Below are 21,615 nucleotides of genomic sequence, written 5' to 3' on the forward strand. Positions count from 1 at the left end.
GTAAAAATGGATTGTTGGCTTATCAAGGCTGCGATGCTGGCTTTGGTGGCAACGCATCGCTGGCGGTGCCATTGACGAAGGCCATATCCTGTGTTGTCAGCTCGATTTCGCGCAATTCCTTATTGACCAGAAAATGCTCTGTTTCCTCAACGGTTACGGCCAGATCAAGCGTGGTATCGTAGCGTGCCTTGAAGGCCTGGATAATCTCATCCACGATCACCTCAGGCGCAGATGCGCCCGCAGATAGCCCAACTGTTTCGACAGGCCCGATCTCATCCCAATCGATTTCAGCAGCACGCTGAACCAGAACTGAGCGTTTGGCGCCAGCGCGAAGGGCCACTTCAACCAGACGCTTGGAATTGGACGAGTTGGGCGCGCCAACGACGATGAAAAGATCGCAACCGGGTGCGGCCTGTTTTACCGCATCCTGCCGGTTGGTGGTCGCGTAGCAAATGCTGTCTGCCGCAGGGGCCTGCATCGCCGGAAAACGCTCCTGAAGCTTGGCAATGACCCCAGCCGTATCGTCAACAGACAGTGTGGTCTGCGTGACGAAGCCCAGGTTTTGCGTGTCTTCAGGCTCGTAGCGTGCGGCATCCTCGATGGTTTCGACCAGAGACACAGTGCCTTCAGGCAGTTGGCCCATGGTGCCGATGACTTCAGGATGACCGGCGTGGCCGATCAGGATGACGTGGCGGCCAAGGCGCTGGTGGCGCATGGCCTGCTTGTGGACCTTGGACACCAAGGGACATGTCGCATCCAGATAAAACAGGTTTCTGGCCTGCGCATCCGCCGGCACGGATTTCGGCACGCCATGGGCGGAAAAGACCACCGGCTGCTGGCGATGTTCGGCAGGAATCTCGTGCAGTTCCTCGACAAAAATCGCGCCCTTGGCTTCAAGCCCTTCCACCACATAGCGGTTATGGACGATTTCATGGCGGACATAAACTGGCGCACCATAAGCCTTCAATGCCAGAACAACGATCTGAATGGCGCGATCAACGCCCGCGCAAAAGCCGCGTGGGCCGCAGAGCCTGATCGTCAGAGGCGGTTTGGAAACGGCGATATTCATTCCTTCTCCTTAAGCCTCCCGCTTATTATCCACCCGATTTTCTCAAGCCCCGGACATAGGCAAAACCGACAACAATGACAAGGGCGAGCGCCAATCCGTACCACGTAATCACATATTGAAGGTGATTATTTGGCAGATCGATCAACGTCACGCCGCCCTTTGGCCAGCCGCCGGGATTGGCTGCGGCATTGGCATCCACAAAAAATGGCAGGACTTGTGCCGGCTCTAGGCCCGCACGGCTCGTCATCGCTGTCAGGTCTTTCCAGTAGTAGATATTCTTGGCCAGATCATTATCCGGCAGCAGGCTGGAGGGCTTTGAGCCCAGCCGCGCTCGCGCAAGTCCTTCAATACTGACGTTGCCGGCAACCTCGCCCTCCTTGCGCGTCGCAGGCTCCTTCATATCGTAGGGCACAAAGCCGCGATTGACGAAGATTGTGCGATCATCGGCGAGCTTCAGCGGCGTATAGATGTAATAGCCCGTCTGGCCCTGGAAGGTCGCGAAGAAATGTTGTTCCTTGGTGTGATCGAACGTGCCGGACAGTTGCACTGTTCGGTATTCTATATCACCGCCAGATGCTGCCAGCTTTTCGATGTCGGCAAGCGGCACGGGTGGCGCCTGGGTGCGCTGCTGAATATCGGCAAGCAAGCCTTCCTTCCAATACATGCGCTTGACTTGCCATGTGCCCAGCGCAAGCAAAAGGACGAGCGCCAGAAGTACCAGCGGTGCTGCAAACCACAGACGACGGTGACTGGCTTGGAGAAGGTTTTTGTCAGTCACTGTCAATCTGGCCTTCACTGGCTTTATAGCGATATTGCAGCGCGATCATCACGCCTTTCATCTTCTTCAAAAGAACAAGGGACAGAATGATGGCCGTGGGTATCCAGATCAAGGCATGCAGCCACACCGGCGGCGCAAAGCTGGCATCGAACCAGAGCGCTAGCCCGATGATCAGGAAGCCGACGACCAGCATGACGAGGACAGCGGGCCCCTCACCAGCATCGGCAAACCCGTAATCCAGGCCACAGGCGCTGCATTTCGGTTTCAGTTTGATAAAGCCTGCAAACAGCCCGCCCATGCCGCAGCGCGGGCAGCAGCTCTGCAGGCCAGCCTTCACCGGGTCGACCGGTGGGTATTGCGGCTCGTCGTCTTGGGTCATCATATCCTCCTCGACATGATTGTCCGTCTCACACAAAAACAAAGGGCGGCACGCGCCGCCCTTTGATCAACTTCTTATGTCATCTCAGTGGGCGAGCGGTGCGCCCCAGCCACCCCAGACATAGATGGCGAAAAACAGGAACAGCCAGACCACGTCAACAAAATGCCAGTACCAGGCAGCCGCCTCGAAGCCGAAATGCTGCTTGGGCGTGAAGCCGCCAGCGATGGCGCGAATGAGGCAGACCATCAGGAAGACCGTGCCGATGAAGACGTGGAAGCCATGGAAGCCTGTCGACATGAAGAACGTCGCGCCGTAGATCGAGTTTTTGAAGTCGAACGGTGCTTCCATGTACTCATAGACCTGCACGAAGGAGAAGAACGCTCCCAGTGCAACTGTCAGTGCCAGTCCGCTGATGAGGCCCTTGCGATCATTGTGCAGCAGCGCGTGGTGCGCCCAGGTTACGCAGGTGCCGGATAGAAGCAGAATGACGGTGTTGTAGAGCGGCAGATGCCATGGATCGAGAACCTCGATGCCCTTGGGCGGCCACTGCCCACCGGTGTATTCGACACGAGCAGCCTGAATGGCCTCGTGAGGGTAAAGGCTGGCGTCGAAATAGGCCCAGAACCATGCCACGAAGAACATGACTTCGGACGCGATAAACATGATCATGCCATAGCGCAGGTGCAGCGAGACGACGCGGGTATGGTGGCCTTCATTGCCTTCCTTTACCGTATCGGCCCACCAGGCGTACATGGTGTAAAGCACGATTGCGAGGCCGATATAGAACAGCCAGGGGTTTGCCCATTCCATGCCGAACATCTTCATGGAGCCGCCAGAAAGATAGCGCATGTAACAGACGCCACCAAAGGTCAGCACAAAAGCGCCGATCGAGGCCAGAAGCGGCCATGGGCTGGGGTCTATGATATGGTAGTCGTGGTTCTTCTGATGTGTGTCTGCCATGTGATCGATCCCCGCAGGCTCTTCCCTAGTCTCACTCGATTAAGCAGCCGTCTCAACGAAGGCTACCCATGCAGCACGACCCAAACCGGTCGCGCCTCCCTCTCTCAAAGTTTCGCCTCGTCACGTTCAGCCTTTACCGGCAAGGACGCAACTGGTTTTTCCGTCTTGGACGGATAGAATGTGTAGGACAACGTCAATGTATGAACGTTTCTCGTTTCCCGAGCGCTGACGATCTCAGGGTCTATGAAGAATACCACTGGCATCTCCAACGTTTCACCGGGCTGAAGTGTTGTCTCGGTGAAACAGAAGCACTGCACCTTGTTGAAATAGGCTCCGGCTTCCATTGGCGTGACGTTGAACACTGCCGACCCGGTGGTTGCGACAGCCGAACGGTTGGTTGCCCTGAACATGACCTGCACAGTCTCGCCAATCTTTGGCTCAACCATCTTGTCGACAGGGTGAAAATCCCAGTTCAAGCCATTCGACGTATTGGAGTCGAACGTAACCTTCATCTTCTTGTCGAGGATGACATCCGAATATTGCTCGACGCGCTGGGTGGTGCCGTTATAGCCAGTGACCTGACAGAAAAGGCGGTAGAGCGGCACCGATGCATAGGCCATGCCGACCATGCAGCAGACGAAAATCAGGCACAGAACAAGGATCGAGGCATTGCTCGTCTTCGCCGCGCGTGTGTCACTCACTGCCATGTGCCTCCCCCTCCTGCCGCTCAGCGGTCAAAAATCGCCGATTTTTATGATGGTGATGATGTAGAAGAGAACCACGAGAGCGGCCAGAACAATTCCGAGTGCGATGTTGCGTCCGCGTCTCGACTTTTTCTGTGCCTCATTGAGCTTAATTGTTTCCATCAGGCGGCTCCTCCCACCAACGTCAGAAACGATGGCACCAGATGATCGGCCAGAAGGCCGGAGAAAATCGCAAACAGGTAGAACACCGAATAGGCGAACATCTTCTTGGCCTGAACCATGCGCGCATCGCCATCAGCCATGCGCCGGACCGAGATGGAACACCAGATGAAGACCGCGCTGAGGACAGCGGCGAATATGCCATAACCCGTGCCTGCAAGCCCGGTGAAATAGGGCGCAACTGCAGCAACTGCTGTCAGGAGCGAATAGGCGATCATCTGGTTTTTGGTCGAACGTTCACCCGCCACATTCGGCATCATGGGGATACCAACGGAGCCATAATCCCGCATCTTGAAAAGAGCCAGTGCCCAGAAATGCGCAGGCGTCCAAAGGAAGATGATCATGAACAGGATCGTGCTGTCGAGAGAAACGCCACCGGTGACGCAGGCCCAACCAATCATTGGGGGAAATGCTCCCGACGCACCGCCGATAACAATGTTCTGCGGTGTCGAGCGCTTCAGCCACATCGTATAGACGACAGCGTAGAAGAAGATCGTGAATGCCAGAAGTCCAGCAGCAAACCAGTTGACCGCAAGACCGAGGATGGCCACGGAAAAAACCGACAGGATCATGCCGAAAGCCAGCGCTTCACGCGGCTCAATCCGGCCCGATGGAATAGGTCGCTTGGCGGTACGCGTCATCACGGCATCGATATCGGCGTCATACCACATGTTCAGCGCGCCGGACGCGCCAGCACCCACTGCGATACAGAGAATGGCGATAACGGCCAGCACCGGATTGATGCTGCCTGGTGCGAGCACGAGACCCGCGAAACCGGTGAAGACCACCAGCGACATGACGCGGGGCTTCAACAGTTCAAAGAAATCGCGCGCACCCGCTTCAGACAGCCTGAGGCCATCCATATCCAGCGTATCGCTGTTGTCGATAACGGTCATATTTCCTGCTTTCATAGGAAACGCCGCGCAGAATGGCGGCGCTCCTTGATGTCTTTCGTCTAAGTTTGAAACTGACATTTATCATGTTCAGCTAAACGACACCCTTGGACAAAATGCCTCAGCGGATACGGGGAAGCTGTTCCCACTGGTGATATGGCGGCGGCGAAGACAGCTGCCATTCCAGTGTCGTTGCACCTTCACCCCAAGGATTGTCACCCGCGACGCGCTTCTTCGCAAAGGCTTCCCAAACACCAGCGAGGAAGATCAATACCGCGACGGCCGAGATGTAAGAGCCATAGGAAGACACAGCATTCCAACCGGCATAGGCGTCAGGGTAATCGATGTAACGACGCGGCATGCCAGCAAGGCCGAGGAAGTGCTGCGGGAAGAAGATGAGGTTGACGCCGACGAACATGACCCAGAAGTGCAGGTTGCCGATCTTCTCGCTGTACATGTAGCCCGTGATCTTCGGGAACCAGTAGTACCAGCCTGCGAAGATCGCGAAGACGGCACCCAGAGACAGAACGTAGTGGAAGTGCGCGACAACATAATAGGTATCATGCAGTGAACGGTCGAGACCTGCATTGGCAAGCTGAACGCCGGTCACACCACCCACAGTGAAGAGGAAGATGAAGCCGATTGCCCAGATCATCGGCGTGGAGAAGGTCAGAGACCCGCCCCACATCGTGGCGATCCAGGAGAAGATCTTGATGCCTGTCGGAACCGCGATGACCATGGTTGCGAAGACGAAGTAGCGCTGCGCTTCCAGCGAAAGGCCGACCGTATACATGTGGTGCGCCCACACGATGAAGCCGACTGCGCCGATGGCGACCATGGCGTAGGCCATGCCGAGATAACCGAAGATCGGCTTCTTGGAGAATGTCGACACGATGTGGCTGATGATGCCGAAACCGGGCAGGATCAGAATGTAAACTTCAGGGTGACCGAAGAACCAGAACAGGTGCTGGTAAAGGATCGGGTCACCGCCGCCTTCTGGGGAGAAGAATGTCGTGCCGAAGTTACGGTCTGTCAGCAACATTGTGATGCCGCCTGCCAGAACTGGCAAGGACAATAGCAGAAGGAAAGCCGTGACAAGAACGGACCAGGCAAACAGCGGCATCTTGTGCAGGGTCATGCCCGGCGCACGCATGTTTAGGATCGTGGTGATGAAGTTGATAGCGCCGAGAATGGACGATGCACCTGCAACGTGAAGTGCGAAGATCGCAAGATCCACCGCAGGCCCCGGCATACCGCTTGTCGAAAGCGGCGGATACATGGTCCAACCGCCACCCACACCATAAGCACCCGCTGGTCCCTCAACGAAGAGCGAAAGCAGGAGAAGGATGAAGGCAGGAACGATCAGCCAGAACGAGATGTTGTTCAGACGCGGGAACGCCATGTCAGGCGCACCGATCATGATCGGGACCATCCAGTTGGCGAAACCGCCGATCATGGCTGGCATGACCATGAAGAAGATCATGATCAGCGCATGCGCGGTGGTGAACACATTGTACATGTGCTTGCCGCCATCAATGGCAGCGTCGCCTTCGAAACCATAGACCATGGTCGCGAGACCGTGGAAAATCTGAATGCCCGGCTCCTGCAATTCCATGCGCATGACAACGGAAAGTCCACCACCGAGAATACCGGCAATGATTGCGAAGATCAGGTAAAGCGTGCCGATATCCTTGTGGTTGGTCGATAGAAACCAGCGCTGAAAGAAAGTCGGCTTGTGCGCATGGTGCGCATGGTCGTCATGATGAACGTCATGGACGTGAGATTGGTGATTGTCGTGTGCGGATGGTCCAGCCATTGTGCTCACTCCCTACGTTACTTGGTTTCGTTTTCGGCAAGCTGAACGGTGCGCGATGCACCATCCACCGACGCCATGAGCGCCCGGTTCGCACCACCAAGATCTGAGGCGGCAGCAGCATACCAGGTTGCGTATTGCTCGTCGGAAACCACTCGTATGGCGATTGGCATGTAAGCGTGATCCTTGCCGCAAAGCTCGGAGCACTGGCCGTAATACAGGCCCTCTTTTTCAGGCTTGAACCATGTTTCGTTCAGGCGACCAGGCACGGCATCGATCTTGACGCCGAAAGCGGGCATTGCGAAGGCGTGAATAACGTCTGTTGGCGCTGCGGTAACGAGCAGGCGTACTGTTTTGCCAACAGGAACAACCATTTCGTTATCGACAGCCAAAAGGCGTGGATAGCGGGCCACATCAACCTTGCCAGCAGTCGCACGGTCTGCGTCCTTTAGCATATAGCTGTCGAAAGCCAGGGGCTCGGCACCTTCGGCAGCCGTGTACTCATAATTCCACTGCCATTGTGTCGCCGTCGCCTTCAGGGTGATATCCGGATTTTCCGGCTGGGTCAGCTGGGCGTTCAACAGGTTGAAAGACGGAAACGCCAGGAACATCAGGATAAGGACCGGAGCCAGAGTCCAGACAATCTCAATCGCCGTATTATGGCTGGTCTTGGAAGGGACCGGATTTGCCGATGCGCGGAATTTGACCGCGACGATAATCAACAATGCAAGCACAAACAGCGTGACAGGAACAATAAACCAGAGCGTATATTGTTCGAACCAGCGAATTTCATGCATGATGGGCGTTGCCGCCTCCTGCAAACCCATCTGCCACTCTTTCGGCTGATCGGCGCTTGCGCCGCCAGCCGTGAGCAGACAGATACCGCCCACCAAGCTTGCGTAAATTCTGTTAGTCACGGTACCTCTCCCTCACGCGTTTGATCATGATCAATCTCAAACGCAGAATCCATGCATATAGAGTAGACTTCAAATCATAGTTTGCCTGTCGCCGCAATATCGCCTTGGTTTGCAACCGAACCATTTTTAGCTCTATCCTGCTTCATCTTACCAGCGAAGCGCCGCCACCACCACTTGCAACGGTTGGTTTGCGATAAAGACTGCGATCAATGCGCCGCAAAGTCCTATTTTGGCCGTACTCGCTTGGAATTGAGGGTGGCGGCTCTTTTCTTTCCGCTGCGGGACGTCAAAATAGCCACACTGATTCGAATTCCTGAGGTATCCATGCGTCTGTCTCCGATTGCGCGCGGTTTTATTATCGCCGCCGGTCTTTCCCTTATCGTTCCGGCTGCGGGTTTTGCCCAGCAACAGCAGCCCGGCACGCCCAAATCGACGCATGGTGCGTGGTCCGTCATCTGTGACAAGCCTGCGGGCGCATCTGAAGAGCAATGCGCTCTGATGCAGAACGTGATTGCGGATGACCGTCCGGAGGTTGGCCTTTCAGTTGTCATTCTGAAGACGGCGGATCGCAAATCCCGCATTCTGCGCATTCTTGCCCCGCTCGGCGTTTTGCTGAAGGATGGGATGGAGCTCTATATCGACAACAACAATATCGGCCGTGCCTATTTCACCCGCTGCTTTTCCGAAGGGTGCTACGTGGAAGTCGATATTGACGACGAATTGCTGAAAGTGCTCCGCGCCGGCAAGAACGCGGTGTTTGCCTTGCGCGAATCCGTCGATCAGGACCGCGTTGGCATTCCCATCGAGTTGCGCGGCTTTGCCGAAGGCTACGACACGCTTCCTTGATCAATCTTGCGCGGGCGCGTCCTAGCGCTTAAATGCGCTGAGACATCGGGTAATGCATGTGAACGCTATCCGATGCTCAGGAACAGCCAGAACCGGAGCCCGCGATGACCCAAGATCTCTTGACCCTTTTCGATTGCGATGAAGGGCAGTTGCGCGCCAAGGTCGCTGATGCGCTTGCTGGCGCTGATGATGGCGAATTGTTCGTAGAACACGCGCAGGCAGAATCGCTGACCTTTGATAATGGTCGCCTCAAGGGCGGCAGCTTCAATACCGATCAGGGCTTTGGTCTACGCGCCGTTGCAGGTGAAACGGTGGGTTATGCCCATGCAGGCGAGCTTTCGCTTGGCGCTCTCGGTCGGGCATCCGACGCCGTAGGTGCTGTAACCAAAGGCTATTCCGGCTCCTATGCGGCGGCACCTCAGCGCACCAACAAGAAACTCTATGGCGACGAAAATCCGATCGGCTCTCCGAGCTTTGAGGAGAAGGTCAAGCTTCTAACGGAGATCGATGCCTATCTACGCGATAAGGATCCGAAGGTTCGCCAGGTGACTGCAAGCGTTGCGGCCAGCTGGCAGGTGGTCGATATTCTGCGCGCCGATGGGCACCGGGTCAGTGATATCAGGCCCATGACACGCATCAACATATCTGTCGTAGCCGGTGAAGGCGACCGGCAGGAGAGCGGTTCCTATGGCATAGGCGGTCGCGTCGGTTTCGGTGATTTCATCACTACGGAAAACTGGCAGCGTGGCGCAGATGAAGCATTGAGACAGGCGCTCGTCAATCTGACCGCCATTGATGCACCAGCTGGTACGATGGACGTTGTGTTGGGCGCTGGCTGGCCGGGGGTCATGCTGCACGAAGCTGTCGGCCACGGGTTGGAAGGTGATTTCAACCGCAAGAAAACCTCGGCCTTTGCCGGACTGTTGGGAGAAATGGTGGCCGCCCCCGGCGTGACCGTGGTGGATGACGGCACCATCGATAATCGTCGCGGCTCGATCACGATTGACGACGAAGGCACCCCTTCGGCCTATAATGTGCTGATCGAAAATGGCAGGCTTGTCGGCTACATGCAGGACCGGCAGAACGCACGGCTGATGGGGCAGAAGGCCACCGGAAACGGCCGACGCCAAGGCTATGCCCATGTGCCCATGCCGCGCATGACCAACACCTATATGCTCGGCGGCGACAAGACGCCGGAAGAAATCATCGCCTCGGTCAAGAAGGGTATCTATGCAGTTTCCTTCGGCGGCGGCCAGGTCGATATTACCTCAGGCAAGTTCGTTTTCGGCTGCACGGAAGCCTATCTCATCGAAAACGGCAAGATCGGCGCGCCCGTCAAGGGTGCCATGCTCATCGGCAACGGGCCGGACGCGATGAAACGCGTTTCGATGATCGGTAACGACATGAAACTGGACACCGGCGTCGGCAATTGCGGCAAAGCCGGTCAGTGGGTTCCAGTCGGTGTCGGCCAGCCGCATCTGCGGATGGACCATATTACCGTGGGCGGTACCAAGGCTTAAATATGCGAGGACGGGCCCGGATTCAGATGCTGACGCCGGGCCGATACCTTTCGCACTGCAACAATTTCGCCGTTCTGACGTTATCATAGCTTATTGGAAAGACATCCAACGCAATTCATTTTCAAAAGGTGATACCCAGCCCAATGACATTTACTGCAAATGCTCTCGTGCCCGAACTTGCCGTCAGCGATTGGCCAAAGTCGCGCTCGTTCTACTGCGATCTCATTGGTTTTCATGTGGTTTATGAGCGGCCCGAAGAAGGGTTCACCTATCTTGCATTGGGCGATGCGCAACTGATGATCGACCAGTTGGGCGCGGGAAGAACGTTTGAAGACGGCAAGGTGCCGATCAATTATCCCTTCGGGCGCGGCATGAACCTACAAATCGTTGTGCCATCGCTGGAAGCCATTCTGGACCGTCTTGAGCGCGCCGGTATCGAGCTTTACCTGCCGCTTGAAGAGAAGTGGTATCGCCGCGGCGAAACGGAACTCGGCAACCGGCAATTCATCGTGGCCGATCCTGACGGATATCTTGTCCGTCCTTTTGAGAGCCTGGGCGAGCGCCCATTCCGATTTGGTTGAGCCGGTGGTGAAATTGTTGCGCAGGCCTAAGGCCGTTATCTTCGATATGGACGGCGTTCTGATCGAGAGCGAAAAACACTACAGGGATTCGTTTCTGGCTGCCTCGGATGAGGGTGGACATGGCATGGCGGTGGAGGTCTATCAAAAGGTCTGCGGCAGTCCATGGGATGTCATTACCGCAACCATCCGTGCCGACTATGGCGAAGATTTCCCGATGGAAGAATTCCGTGATGCGTGGCTGCGGCATCTGGCCGTGCAGATGGCAGACGGTGTGGCGCTGAAGACCGGCGTTCTCGAAATTCTCGATCTGCTGGATGAGCTAGGATTGCCCCGCGCCATTGCGACCTCGTCCGGTCATGAGTCCGTCAACCGGCACCTCGGCCCCTTCGATATCATGAAGCGGTTCGATCATATTCTGGCACGTGGCGATTATGCCGAGCCGAAGCCATCTCCCCTGCCCTATCTCACCGCAGCGACACGTTTGAATTTTGCGCCGGAAGATTGTCTGTCGCTGGAGGATTCCTACCACGGCGTCCAATCCGCCTGGAGTGCGGGCACACAAACCGTGATGGTGCCAGACGTCGCGCCTGCAACGGATGCGATGCGCGAGAAATGCGTTGCAATCTGCGACAGCCTTCTGGATGTCGCAGAGTTGTTGAGAGCAGCTTCACGCTAGCGTCAGGGATACATCCGCACCTTCTCCCAGTCTCCCTCTGCCGTTTCGCGGCGAAATTCGACGCGGTCATGAAGGCGGAACTTGCCGTCTTGCCAAAATTCGATGGTCAGTGGCTGGATGCGGAAACCGGACCAGTGTGGCGGGCGTGGAATATCGCCGATCGCATATTTTGCGGTATAGGCCGCAACCGCTTTTTCCAACGCGAAGCGGCTTTCCAGCGGGCGCGACTGTTTCGATGCCCATGCACCGATACGGCTGCCGCGCGCGCGTGATGCGTAATACTCGTCCGCTTCCTGATCGCTGACGACCTCCACCGGACCGCGCACCCGCACCTGCCGGCGCAGGCTCTTCCAGTGGAAACACATGGCGCCTTTGGGCTGACCGAGCAGTTCGGTGCCCTTGCGGCTCTCAAAATTCGTGTAGAACACAAAACCGCGCTCATCGGCATGTTTCAAGAGAACCATGCGGACGCTGGGCATGCCGTCTTCATCAACCGAGGCGAGCGCGACCGCGTTCGGATCATTGATTTCAGACTCCGTTGCGTCTTTTAGCCAATTAGCAAAAAGTGCAAAAGGTTCATTTTCCTCAGTAAAGTCACTGGATGTTAACCGACTTTCCGACATATTGAATTAAATGCTCCTGAGCTGATTTTCACACCAGAGATGGATTCTGGATTAATGATGGTGATCGTCATAGCAAAGTCGAACAGTCGAACAAAGCGCTTCCTGAGCTCTGTCGTCAATGTTTCCGCGACCTTGGGGATGCTCGGCATGTTGGCCGGTTGCGTCAGCCTCGATATTTTTGGTGGCGAGAAGGTCGACAAATCCTTGTCGACGGCTTCTGTGCCCAACCAGCAAAACACGCAGACTCTTTCCGATGACGCAACAATCCGCAATGCTGTTACCTCGGCGGACCTTGCCAAGATTTCAGATGCACCGTTGCCATGGGCCAATGCGGCGACCGGCAGTGCGGGCGTTGTCACAGCCATTCGCGAAGACAGAAACACCGGCTTCGTGTGCCGGGAGTTTGACACGACCCGCCACTCCTTCGAGGGTGTGGCCAGTTACAGCGGCCAGGCTTGTCTCTCGGAGACGGGCGAATGGCTGATGACCCGCTTCAGCCAGAAATAAAGCATTTACCCTGTCTGCCATAAGGCCATGTGCATCAGCGCATGGCTTCGTAGCGTAAAGGTCTGGTTAGCAACTTCTTGCGACAGTCGAATCCAATTTCAAGATGAACGATGCAACGCAAAGAATGCCTGCACGTTCAAGATGGGTGGTTTTCGTGTTGCAGGCTTTTCATGACGAAAGAATACGGCCTGAACCGACATATTTAATTGGTGGTTCGGATGCGTGATCCCTACTCTATCCTCGGCGTTCAGAGAGATGCTGGCTCAGACGAGATAAAGGCTGCCTGGCGTTCGCAGGCAAAAGCCGTTCACCCGGATCAAAACCAGACCGACCCTGACGCGACAGCGCGTTTTGCGGAAATCGGTCAGGCCTATGATCTGCTGAAAGATCCGAAAAAGCGTGGCCTTTATGATCAGGCCAGACGCGCCGCCGAGACCAAAAAACGCGACCAGACCATTATGCAACAGCGCGCTGCGGCTCGTGAAGCTGCCGAGCGTGCCAAGGCTGCCGAGAAGCTCATGGAAGAGCTTGATAAGGCGCAGGCGCGTGCCCAGACCGAGCGCAAGCCGGAAAGTGCTAAACAGGATTCCGCAAAGCCGGAATCAGCCGAGGACATGCTCGAGCGTATTTTCGGCGAAAATGCCAAGGCCCATGCGGCAGCAGCAAAGCCTGAAGCCGACGATCCCAATATGACCAGCGAAGAAAATGCTGCTGCACGCAAGGAAAAAAGCGAAGCGCTCGCGGCACAGGTCGGCAGCTTTTTCAGCGGCCTGCTGCGTCGCATCCGGGGAACGGCACCTGCTGCAGAAAAAGCTCCTGATATCACCGCAGAAGCAATCGTCACCGTGTCTGATCTCCTGGAACAGAAGTGGGTGACAATTGGCATGCCGGAGGACAGGGAAGTTCGCTTCCAGCTGGAGCCGGGGATGACCGACGGCCATGTCGTTCGGTTGAAGGGCCAGGGGCTGAAACTGCCGGACACCGTTCGTGGCGATCTGGTGGTCACGCTTCTTTCGTCCCGCAATGACACATTCTCCATCCGCAACTTCGATATTCACACGACCTTTTCCATCTCGCTTGCCGATGCGGTTCTGGGTTGCGAGGCGACCGTTCAATCGCCCCACGGCGAATTGAAAGCGACGGTTCCACCATGGTCCGGCTCCGACCGGGCGGTTCGCATCGAGGGCAAAGGCCTGAAGGACGCATCCGGTGGTTACGGCGATTTCGTCGTTGAATTGCGCGTTGTGCTGCTGGATACGCCAGACGCGAAGGTCATGGACCTGATGCGGCATATGCGCGAAGGGCTCTATATCTAGCATCCGCCCTACCCTTTCGAGTGGAACCGCTGTTCTTGCGTTGAAGCATCCCGTTGAAAGAGGTGAACAACGCGCCCTTTGTTACGTTCGGTTACACGAGATGATCCCGCCCTGCTTGAACCTGCGTTCAGCCTATGCAATAGGCAGGTTTGATTTGTGTATAGGGAGCATCGAATGGCTCAGACATCCGGCCTCATGGCTGGCAAGCGCGGCCTCATCATGGGCGTCGCAAACAATCGCTCCATTGCTTGGGGCATTGCAAAGGCGTGTGCGGATGCAGGCGCTGAACTGGCTTTCACATGGCAGGGCGACGCGCTGAAAAAGCGTGTTGAACCATTGGCCCACGAGCTTGGCGCATTTATGGCCGGCCACTGTGACGTGACCGATCTTGAAACAGTTGACGCCGTTTTTGCAAATCTTGAGGCGCACTGGGGCAAGTTCGACTTCGTCGTTCACGCGATTGCCTTTTCCGAGAAGGATGAGCTGACGGGTCGGTATCTCGACACAAGCCGCGACAATTTCAACCGCACCATGGATATCTCCGTATACTCCCTGGCCGCCGTTGCAAAACGCGCCGAGCCGCTGATGAATGATGGCGGTGCGCTGCTGACGCTGACCTATTATGGCGCTGAAAAAGTCATGCCGAATTACAACGTCATGGGTGTTGCAAAAGCGGCTCTCGAAGCCAGCGTTCGCTATCTGGCCGTCGATCTCGGCAACCGTGGCATTCGCGTCAACGCAGTCTCTGCTGGGCCGATCAAGACCCTCGCGGCGGCTGGCATCGGCGACTTCCGCTACATTCTCAAGTGGAATGAATACAATGCGCCGCTGAAGCGCACTGTGAGCATCGAGGAAGTTGGCAAGTCCGCGCTCTACCTGCTGTCTGACCTCTCGACCGGCGTGACAGGTGAAATTCACCACGTCGATTCCGGTTACCACGCGATTGGCATGAAGGCCGTAGACGCGCCTGATATTTCCGTCGTCAAGGACTAAAGAATGCTGCACGCCGCGCAAAAGCATCAGAGGCTTTCGCGCGGCGTGTGCCCTGCGCCAGTATTGAGGCGACGGAAAACACGGGCTTTCCAAAGGGACTAGCCCTTTGTTTGTAGTTTGAGACAGGAGTGCCGCCTTGCTGGTCTACATCATCCGTCACGGACAAACAGACTGGAATGCGACGCGCAGGATGCAGGGCCGAAAAGACATTCCGCTGAATGATCTTGGCCGGTCTCAGGCGGTTGCAAACGGCAAGACCCTCGCAAGCATTCTTGGGGAAACTGCCAGCGATTTCGATTTTGTCGCCAGCCCTCTTGGCCGTACACGCGAAACCATGGAATTGGTGCGTGGCGCCATGGGCCTTGACCCTCATGCCTACCGAACCGACGAGCGCCTTGTTGAAGTGTGTTTCGGTGATTGGGAAGGCCACACCCTTCCCGAACTCAAACTGACCCAGCGCGAAAAAGTAAGAGCCCGCAAAGCTGCGAAGTGGGATTTCATTCCGCCCGGTGACGATGCCGAAAGCTATGAAATTCAATCCTGGCGAGTCGGTGCCTGGCTATCTTCCGTTGATCGTCAAACCGTCTGCGTCGGCCATGGCGGCGTTATCAGATCTGTTTTCCGCCTTGTCACCGATATGGACAAGCGGCTTGCCGCTGATACGGCGATACCGCAGGATAGGATTTTGAAAGTCGACACTGAAAGCCGTACGGCTGAGTGGATGGACCCGGTTCAATAAGCGGCGAGACCTTTACTGGACAACCTCAAGGTCATCCACGACGCGTCTGCCATCGACTTCCGTGTAGAAAACGACAACCTTCACACCAGCCTGCAAACCGTCGAAATTGAATTCCTCGGGCACTTTATAGCTCTTGCCATCAGCCAAGGTAATGGTCAGGCCCTTCACATCGACCTTACTGATCGTCGATTCGACATCGACGCTCTGGGCCGACGCGTTGAACGGAGCGAAAAGACCGGCGGTGGCCAAAAGTGCGGCAATCATCAAACGCATCGCTATTGCTTCCTTAAGGGTTCTGACGAGCTTCAAGTGCAACAAGATTTGCCTCCGGAATGTGGCGGAATTCGCCCACAAGCATGACATTTTCGGTATAATTGATGAACGGATTTTAACCTCTAATCAAGCCTTTAGGCAATGTTTCTTCTTGTGGAGAAATACTGTCATCACAAATTTCTTTAAATTACCATTTCTTGATACAAGAACTATATCGTCGGATTCAGACTATATTGTTTTTTCGTCTGTATAGCGGAAGAACGCGATGAACCCGAGGGATATGCAGAGTGAGTTTTTGGGCTGCGGCTGGGGACCGCCTTAACGAGTTAACGAAAAAGCGTGTCGCAGCGGCGCTGCTTGCTTTGGCCATGGCCGGCATCATGTTCAGTGCGTTCCACCTTGTGGACCACAAAAGTGCCAGCGCCCTGCGTGAAGATCTTCAGGTCCGTGCCCGCTATGCGCTTGAGCTTCTGCATGACAGCCTCGTGATGCGTCTGCACAACGACGTCGCGACGCTGACCTCTCTTGGACATTTCGCCGTCAACTCGGCTGACGCGCCGCAAAGCCTGGACAAGCTGACGGACTATCAGCTGCAACATACCGATCATTTCATTGCCATTGGTTTTGCCCGCAATTTCCAGCTCCAGAAGATTTATGCGTCGCAATCGGCGCAGGATTTTCCGACCGACCGGCTGAACACGATGCTGAGCGACCAATTGGCCAAGCTGGCTGCTTTGCCGGAAAAAGATCGACTGCCCGAGACACATGTTTTTGAGGCATCGGAAGGCAGCACCATCATGATAGTCGTCACGGTGCCGCCTCCTGGATCGGTCGCTGCGGCCCAAAACGATCTCGTCCTTGCTGTCGTTGACCGGAAAAAGCTCCTCCGAACGATCGGATATGACACAGAGGTTCCGCTCGAAGTCCATGCTGACAATATCCGCTTCGAGATCCGCGATACCGTGACCAACGAAGTGGTGGGCCGGGCTCTGGAGCCATTGCACGAAGACCCTGTTGTCTTGCCCGTAGACCTGCCCGGCTCCAACTGGGAAATCCGCGCCACGCCCGCGACCGGTTGGGATGCGGTAAAGCCCTATTATCGTTCGCTGAGCACGATGCTCATCATCGCTGTCACATCGATGCTGCTGCCGATCATCGTTGCGGGGCTGCTTCTTTCCGAACGAAACCGCAATATCAAGACGCTTCGCCAGCGTGAAGCCAAGCTCCTTGAGCTGTCACAGCGTTTCAAGCTCGCAATGGATTCCTCGAGCATCGGCATCTGGGAAATAGAGAACGATACATCTCGCTGCTACCTGGATGAGCGTGCGGCCAGTCTTCATGGTTTTCCGATGGTTGAACAGCGCCTGCTGTTGACGGAGTGGCTGACGGCGCTGGTCGCCGAGGACCGTTCGAAGGCGGCTCGGTTCTTTTTCAACTGTTCCTCCGGTCAACAGACCACATCGGAAGTGTACAGAATTGCGCTGCCGGGCGGCGCGGTGCGTTATCTGCGCTCTGCTGGTTCAAGTTACATCAAGCCGGACGCATCGCACCAGACGACAGGCATTCTCTGGGATGTCACAGCTGACATGATCATGGCGCAGAAATTGCGCGAGGCTAAAGACACCAGCGACATCAAGAATGCTGAACTCGAACTTGCCTTGCAGGAAATTTCAAACCGGGAACATGAGCTGGAAGAGCTTTCCGGCCGCCTGAAACTGGCGCTGGAATCTTACAATTGCGGCATCTGGGAATCGACAGACGACTATTCCCTGGCCATCTGGAACGAGCGCATGTGCGAGCTTTACGGGCTGCCGCCAGAGCCGGAAAAGCGCATAACCCGGCAAGCCTATCTCGACTGTCTTCACCCCGACGAGCGGTCTCGCGCACTTGGCGACGGAAATCGGGCAGCGGACGATCCCAACCGCCTGATCACCCAGCGTATTATTTTGCCGGATGGCAGTATTCGCCACGTCAAAGTTGTCGGTCGCCTTAACACCAACCGGGATGGAACGAGAAAAATCGTCGGCATCGCCTTTGATGTGACGGCAGATGTCTTGCTCTCCGAACAGTTGAGCACCGCAAAGGACGAAGCCGAAGCCAGAAGCGCCGAGCTTGAGGAAGCCAAAAACAGTATCGAGCACAATGCGCTGCATGACCCCCTCACCGGCCTTGCCAACCGGCGCAAGCTGGATGGCGCACTGGACGCCCTGTCATCCGGTGGGCCTAAGCAATTTGCCATTCTCCATCTCGACCTCGACCGCTTCAAGCAGATCAACGATACGCTGGGGCACGCGGCCGGTGATGCCGTTCTTGTTCATGCGGCAAACATATTGTCCAGAAACGTGCGCCAGGAAGATACCGTCGCGCGCATTGGTGGCGACGAGTTCGTGATCCTGATCTCTCCGCTGTCCGATAAGGACAGCATCAAGATGATAGCATCCAAGATCATCGCAGCTTTCAGCCATCCCTTCGATTTCGAAGGCTTTACCTGTCGGTGTGGTGTGTCCATCGGCATCGCCTTCTCGGACGGCATTGCGGCGGATCCCCGCCGTACGCTGATCAACGCCGACCTCGCGCTCTACCGTGCCAAGGCAACAGGCCGCAATCGCTATGAGTTCTTTACAGAAAACCTCCAGGCGGAAATTCTCAACCACAAGCGAACCGCTGACGAAATTCTGGCCGGACTGGAGCGTGGCGAGTTCGAAGCGTGGTACCAGCCGCAATTCTGCGCCAATACGCACGCGTTGACCGGCGTGGAAGCATTGGTACGCTGGCGCCACCCCGTGCGCGGCCTTCTAACCCCGGACAAATTCCTGAAAATCGCCGAGGAACTGAACGTCGTATCGGCGATCGACCATATCGTTTTGCAACACGCACTGCAGGACAAGGAAATCTGGCGCATCAAGGGCATCGATGTGCCGCGCGTATCGGTCAACGTCTCGGTTCGCCGCCTGCATGACGATCACCTGATTGAAAGCCTCAAGCAATTGCGGATCAAGCCGGGTGAAGTCGCCTTCGAGTTGGTAGAGGCCATTTTTCTCGATGACAACGAGGACATCGCCACCAGCAATATCGAGCGCATCAAGGCGATGGGTATCGACATCGAGATCGATGATTTCGGCACGGGCCACACGTCCATCATCAGCCTTCTGCGCCTCAAGCCGAAGCGTCTGAAAATCGACCGGCAGCTGGTCATGCCCATCACGAATGCGGCGCAAGAGCGGTCACTGGTGCGTTCGATTGTGGATATTGCCCGCTCGCTGGGCGTCGAAACGATCGCCGAGGGTGTGGAAACGCAGGACCACGCTCATATTTTGAGGCAGATGGGCTGCGACATGCTTCAGGGCTACGCATTTGCAAAACCGCTTGCGCCAGAGGAATTCACGAAGTTCGTCAGCGCGGAAAAATGGAAAATGGTTTCCTGAGGGTCACAGGAGTTGGCTGGAAAGATTTGCAAACAGGCGAACCGCACTCGCGAAAGAAAGGCTTTTGCCTTTTCATGTTTTACCCTATGAAAAGGCCGCTTCTTTCTTGAAATGCGTTCCACCCGTGGAATGCCGCTGCTTCGGTTTAATCATATGTCGCATAATACGTTCGGTTATCTTTTCCGCGTTTCCACCTGGGGCGAAAGCCATGGTCCAGCTCTCGGCTGCGTCATTGACGGCTGCCCGCCCGGCATTCGCTTCACGCTTGCCGAAGTGCAGACATGGATGGACAAGCGCAAGCCCGGCCAGAACCGCTTCGTGACCCAGCGCCGTGAAGACGACATCGTCAAGGTTCTGTCTGGCGTGATGCTGGACGAGGATGGTGAGACGATGATTACCACGGGCACGCCCGTGTCCATGATGATCGAGAACACCGACCAGCGGTCCAAGGATTACGGCGAGATTGCCCGCAGTTTCCGTCCCGGCCACGCCGATTTTACCTATGATCTGAAATACGGCATCCGTGATTATCGCGGCGGCGGACGTTCTTCCGCCCGCGAAACCGCCGCCCGTGTTGCCGCTGGCGCGCTGGCGCGCAAGGTCGTGCCGAGCCTCACGGTTCGCGGCGCGCTGGTGCAGATTGGCAAACATAAGATCAACCGTGCGAACTGGGATTGGGGCCAAGTCGACCAGAACCCGTTTTTCTGCCCCGATGCGGCCATGGTGCCCGTTTGGGAAGAGTATCTGGATGGCATCCGCAAGGCCGGATCATCCATTGGCGCTGTCGTGGAAGTTGTTGCAGAGGGCGTTCCGGCAGGAATTGGCGCGCCTATCTATGCCAAGCTCGATCAAGATATCGCCTCCAACCTCATGTCGATCAATGCCGTCAAGGGCGTGGAAATCGGTGAAGGCTTTGCCTCTGCCGAATTGACGGGTGAGGAAAATGCAGACGAAATGCGCATGGGCAATGATGGCCAGCGCATTTTCCTGTCCAACCATGCTGGCGGCATTCTGGGCGGCATCGCAACTGGTGAGCCCATCGTGGCACGCTTTGCCATCAAGCCGACATCTTCCATTTTGACCGAGCGCCAGTCCATCGATGCCGATGGTAACAATGTCGATGTGCGCACCAAGGGTCGTCATGATCCATGTGTCGGCATCCGCGCCGTACCGATTGGCGAAGCCATGGTGGCCTGCACGGTTGCCGATCATTATCTCAGGGACCGCGGCCAGACCGGACGTTTGAAATAGGAAGCAAGCATGGCATATGATCAGAAACGTGTCGTTGAAGCCATCAGGGCTTTCGAGGCTGGCGAAATCGTTGTGGTCATGGATGACGACGACCGCGAGAACGAAGGCGATCTGATTGTCGCCGCCGTGCATTGCACACCGGAAAAAATGGCCTTCATCGTGCGCCATACATCCGGCATCGTTTGCACGCCCATGCCTCGGGATGAGGCCAAACGCCTCAACCTCAACGCCATGGTGGCGGAAAACGATAGCGCCCACACCACGGCGTTTACGGTTTCGGTGGACTTCAAACACGGCACGACAACCGGTATTTCCGCCAGTGACCGCAACGTTACGGTTCGCAATCTTGCAAACCCGAACGCAAGCGCTGCCGATTTCACCCGTCCCGGCCACATCTTCCCGCTGATCTCTCGCGAGGGCGGCGTTTTGATGCGCTCCGGCCATACGGAAGCGGCTGTCGATCTGTGCAAGCTTGCAGGCTTGCCGCTGATCGGCGTCATCAGCGAGCTCGTCAATGATGACGGCACTGTCATGCGTGGCCCGCAGGTTTCGGCCTTCGCCGAGGCCCACGGCATGAAGCAGGTGTCGGTCGCAGATCTCATCGCCTATCGCCAGCGCAAGGAAACGCTGGTCGAGATGGAATCGGAATTTACGCTCGATACACCGTTCGGCCCCGCCAAAGTGCAGACCTACTCCCTGCCTTGGGACCCTATGGAACACATGGCTGTTATCTTCGGTGATATCAGGGATGGCGTCGATATTCCGGTGCGCCTGCACCCTGAAAATGTGGCCGGCGATGTGTTCGGCAAGAAGCAGCCTGTGCAGCACTATATGGAAAAGATTGCCGCCGAAGGCCGTGGCGTCATCATCTATCTTCGTGAGGGTTCCGTCGGTGTTGGCCAGGTATCCGGCCGCAGACGATCCCGCGACCCGGAGGAAGACCACGCTCAGGCCCGTACGCGCGATGATGAATGGCTGGAAATCGGCCTCGGCGCGCAAATCCTCAAGGATCTCGGCATCAGCTCGATCAAACTTCTGACGTCTAGAGAACGCCACTATGTTGGCCTTGAAGGGTTTGGAATCAGGATAAGCTCGACCGATATCGGTTGATATTCATCGTATTCGACACCCCG

General features: G+C 56.3%; 22 protein-coding genes. 11 read left to right on the top strand and 11 right to left on the bottom strand.

What is annotated here, in order from left to right:
- Positions 1–22 precede the first annotated feature (22 nt).
- The 9 genes from ispH to coxB all read right to left on the bottom strand — a co-directional run bounded on the left by ispH (position 23) and on the right by coxB (position 7,732).
- Positions 23–1,069 (bottom strand): 4-hydroxy-3-methylbut-2-enyl diphosphate reductase, encoded by a 1,047-nt coding sequence (gene ispH / locus IFT53_RS01805; RefSeq protein WP_042618176.1) that lies wholly within the window; start codon positions 1,067–1,069, stop codon positions 23–25.
- A 25-nt stretch (positions 1,070–1,094) separates the two neighbouring features.
- On the bottom strand, positions 1,095–1,847 hold the full coding sequence (locus IFT53_RS01810; protein ID WP_192063856.1) for an SURF1 family protein: 753 nt from the start codon (positions 1,845–1,847) through the stop codon (positions 1,095–1,097).
- Positions 1,840–2,226, bottom strand: a complete 387-nt coding sequence (locus IFT53_RS01815; RefSeq protein WP_192063555.1) for a DUF983 domain-containing protein — start codon at positions 2,224–2,226, stop codon at positions 1,840–1,842. The genes IFT53_RS01810 and IFT53_RS01815 overlap by 8 nt, the downstream gene beginning before the upstream one ends.
- 84 nt (positions 2,227–2,310) lie before the next feature.
- Complete coding sequence (locus IFT53_RS01820) at positions 2,311–3,186, bottom strand: cytochrome c oxidase subunit 3 (protein ID WP_192063554.1); 876 nt, start codon at positions 3,184–3,186, stop codon at positions 2,311–2,313.
- A gap of 104 nt (positions 3,187–3,290) precedes the next feature.
- Positions 3,291–3,893, bottom strand: coding sequence for a cytochrome c oxidase assembly protein (locus IFT53_RS01825; RefSeq protein ID WP_192063553.1), 603 nt, complete (start codon positions 3,891–3,893; stop codon positions 3,291–3,293).
- A gap of 27 nt (positions 3,894–3,920) precedes the next feature.
- Positions 3,921–4,052 (bottom strand): hypothetical protein, encoded by a 132-nt coding sequence (locus IFT53_RS23925; protein ID WP_274604068.1) that lies wholly within the window; start codon positions 4,050–4,052, stop codon positions 3,921–3,923.
- The gene (locus IFT53_RS01830; RefSeq protein ID WP_192063552.1) at positions 4,052–5,005 is read right to left on the bottom strand and encodes a heme o synthase; all 954 of its coding nucleotides are present in this window, start codon (positions 5,003–5,005) and stop codon (positions 4,052–4,054) included. Before IFT53_RS01830 ends, IFT53_RS23925 begins: the two co-directional genes overlap by 1 nt.
- A gap of 118 nt (positions 5,006–5,123) precedes the next feature.
- Positions 5,124–6,818, bottom strand: a complete 1,695-nt coding sequence (gene ctaD / locus IFT53_RS01835; protein WP_042618171.1) for a cytochrome c oxidase subunit I — start codon at positions 6,816–6,818, stop codon at positions 5,124–5,126.
- Positions 6,819–6,835: 17 nt separating this feature from the next.
- Positions 6,836–7,732, bottom strand: a complete 897-nt coding sequence (coxB, locus tag IFT53_RS01840) for a cytochrome c oxidase subunit II (protein ID WP_192063551.1) — start codon at positions 7,730–7,732, stop codon at positions 6,836–6,838.
- A gap of 324 nt (positions 7,733–8,056) precedes the next feature.
- Between coxB and IFT53_RS01845 the strand changes: the two genes are divergently transcribed.
- From IFT53_RS01845 to IFT53_RS01860, 4 genes are all read left to right on the top strand, one after another.
- Positions 8,057–8,578, top strand: coding sequence for an invasion associated locus B family protein (locus IFT53_RS01845; RefSeq protein WP_042618169.1), 522 nt, complete (start codon positions 8,057–8,059; stop codon positions 8,576–8,578).
- Between the two features lie 104 nt (positions 8,579–8,682).
- Entirely contained in the window at positions 8,683–10,098 is a 1,416-nt protein-coding gene (tldD, locus tag IFT53_RS01850; protein ID WP_192063550.1) for a metalloprotease TldD, read from the top strand.
- A gap of 143 nt (positions 10,099–10,241) precedes the next feature.
- Positions 10,242–10,679, top strand: a complete 438-nt coding sequence (locus IFT53_RS01855; RefSeq protein ID WP_042618167.1) for a bleomycin resistance protein — start codon at positions 10,242–10,244, stop codon at positions 10,677–10,679.
- A gap of 16 nt (positions 10,680–10,695) precedes the next feature.
- On the top strand, positions 10,696–11,355 hold the full coding sequence (locus IFT53_RS01860) for an HAD family hydrolase (protein ID WP_274604741.1): 660 nt from the start codon (positions 10,696–10,698) through the stop codon (positions 11,353–11,355).
- A gap of 2 nt (positions 11,356–11,357) precedes the next feature.
- Here the strand turns inward: IFT53_RS01860 and pdxH are convergent, their stop codons facing one another.
- A complete protein-coding gene (gene pdxH, locus IFT53_RS01865) occupies positions 11,358–11,978 on the bottom strand; it encodes a pyridoxamine 5'-phosphate oxidase (protein ID WP_192063549.1) in 621 nt (206 codons plus the stop codon).
- 54 nt (positions 11,979–12,032) lie between these two features.
- Between pdxH and IFT53_RS01870 the strand changes: the two genes are divergently transcribed.
- The 4 genes from IFT53_RS01870 to IFT53_RS01885 all read left to right on the top strand — a co-directional run bounded on the left by IFT53_RS01870 (position 12,033) and on the right by IFT53_RS01885 (position 15,533).
- The gene (locus IFT53_RS01870; RefSeq protein ID WP_243256534.1) at positions 12,033–12,485 is read left to right on the top strand and encodes an RT0821/Lpp0805 family surface protein; all 453 of its coding nucleotides are present in this window, start codon (positions 12,033–12,035) and stop codon (positions 12,483–12,485) included.
- Between the two features lie 218 nt (positions 12,486–12,703).
- Entirely contained in the window at positions 12,704–13,801 is a 1,098-nt protein-coding gene (locus tag IFT53_RS01875) for a DnaJ C-terminal domain-containing protein (RefSeq protein WP_192063548.1), read from the top strand.
- 174 nt (positions 13,802–13,975) lie between these two features.
- A complete protein-coding gene (gene fabI / locus IFT53_RS01880) occupies positions 13,976–14,794 on the top strand; it encodes an enoyl-ACP reductase FabI (RefSeq protein WP_192063547.1) in 819 nt (272 codons plus the stop codon).
- A gap of 136 nt (positions 14,795–14,930) precedes the next feature.
- On the top strand, positions 14,931–15,533 hold the full coding sequence (locus IFT53_RS01885; protein WP_192063546.1) for a histidine phosphatase family protein: 603 nt from the start codon (positions 14,931–14,933) through the stop codon (positions 15,531–15,533).
- Between the two features lie 12 nt (positions 15,534–15,545).
- On the opposite strand, the gene IFT53_RS01890 is transcribed toward IFT53_RS01885, so the two are convergent.
- The gene (locus tag IFT53_RS01890) at positions 15,546–15,806 is read right to left on the bottom strand and encodes a DUF1344 domain-containing protein (RefSeq protein WP_042618162.1); all 261 of its coding nucleotides are present in this window, start codon (positions 15,804–15,806) and stop codon (positions 15,546–15,548) included.
- A 287-nt stretch (positions 15,807–16,093) separates the two neighbouring features.
- On the opposite strand from IFT53_RS01890, the gene IFT53_RS24025 reads away from it, so the two are divergent.
- The 3 genes from IFT53_RS24025 (at position 16,094) to ribB (ending at position 21,592) form a co-directional block, all read left to right on the top strand.
- Complete coding sequence (locus IFT53_RS24025; protein WP_192063545.1) at positions 16,094–19,231, top strand: EAL domain-containing protein; 3,138 nt, start codon at positions 16,094–16,096, stop codon at positions 19,229–19,231.
- 153 nt (positions 19,232–19,384) lie between these two features.
- Positions 19,385–20,482 (top strand): chorismate synthase, encoded by a 1,098-nt coding sequence (gene aroC / locus IFT53_RS01900; protein WP_192063544.1) that lies wholly within the window; start codon positions 19,385–19,387, stop codon positions 20,480–20,482.
- A gap of 9 nt (positions 20,483–20,491) precedes the next feature.
- Positions 20,492–21,592, top strand: coding sequence for a 3,4-dihydroxy-2-butanone-4-phosphate synthase (gene ribB / locus IFT53_RS01905; protein ID WP_192063543.1), 1,101 nt, complete (start codon positions 20,492–20,494; stop codon positions 21,590–21,592).
- The last annotated feature ends 23 nt before the right edge of the window (positions 21,593–21,615 follow it).

This window comes from Rhizobium sp. CFBP 13644, from assembly GCF_014842165.1.
Taxonomy (GTDB): Bacteria; Pseudomonadota; Alphaproteobacteria; order Rhizobiales; family Rhizobiaceae; genus Agrobacterium; species Agrobacterium tumefaciens_C.

Coding starts and splice junctions, on each gene's coding strand:
- ispH (WP_042618176.1), bottom strand. CDS start 1,069: ATGAATATCGCCGTTTCCAAACCGCCTCTGACGATCAGGCTCTGCGGC.
- IFT53_RS01815 (WP_192063555.1), bottom strand. CDS start 2,226: ATGACCCAAGACGACGAGCCGCAATACCCACCGGTCGACCCGGTGAAG.
- IFT53_RS01820 (WP_192063554.1), bottom strand. CDS start 3,186: ATGGCAGACACACATCAGAAGAACCACGACTACCATATCATAGACCCC.
- IFT53_RS01825 (WP_192063553.1), bottom strand. CDS start 3,893: ATGGCAGTGAGTGACACACGCGCGGCGAAGACGAGCAATGCCTCGATC.
- IFT53_RS23925 (WP_274604068.1), bottom strand. CDS start 4,052: ATGGAAACAATTAAGCTCAATGAGGCACAGAAAAAGTCGAGACGCGGA.
- IFT53_RS01830 (WP_192063552.1), bottom strand. CDS start 5,005: ATGACCGTTATCGACAACAGCGATACGCTGGATATGGATGGCCTCAGG.
- ctaD (WP_042618171.1), bottom strand. CDS start 6,818: ATGGCTGGACCATCCGCACACGACAATCACCAATCTCACGTCCATGAC.
- IFT53_RS01845 (WP_042618169.1), top strand. CDS start 8,057: ATGCGTCTGTCTCCGATTGCGCGCGGTTTTATTATCGCCGCCGGTCTT.
- tldD (WP_192063550.1), top strand. CDS start 8,683: ATGACCCAAGATCTCTTGACCCTTTTCGATTGCGATGAAGGGCAGTTG.
- IFT53_RS01855 (WP_042618167.1), top strand. CDS start 10,242: ATGACATTTACTGCAAATGCTCTCGTGCCCGAACTTGCCGTCAGCGAT.
- pdxH (WP_192063549.1), bottom strand. CDS start 11,978: ATGTCGGAAAGTCGGTTAACATCCAGTGACTTTACTGAGGAAAATGAA.
- IFT53_RS01870 (WP_243256534.1), top strand. CDS start 12,033: ATGATGGTGATCGTCATAGCAAAGTCGAACAGTCGAACAAAGCGCTTC.
- IFT53_RS01875 (WP_192063548.1), top strand. CDS start 12,704: ATGCGTGATCCCTACTCTATCCTCGGCGTTCAGAGAGATGCTGGCTCA.
- fabI (WP_192063547.1), top strand. CDS start 13,976: ATGGCTCAGACATCCGGCCTCATGGCTGGCAAGCGCGGCCTCATCATG.
- IFT53_RS01890 (WP_042618162.1), bottom strand. CDS start 15,806: ATGCGTTTGATGATTGCCGCACTTTTGGCCACCGCCGGTCTTTTCGCT.
- aroC (WP_192063544.1), top strand. CDS start 19,385: ATGTCGCATAATACGTTCGGTTATCTTTTCCGCGTTTCCACCTGGGGC.
- ribB (WP_192063543.1), top strand. CDS start 20,492: ATGGCATATGATCAGAAACGTGTCGTTGAAGCCATCAGGGCTTTCGAG.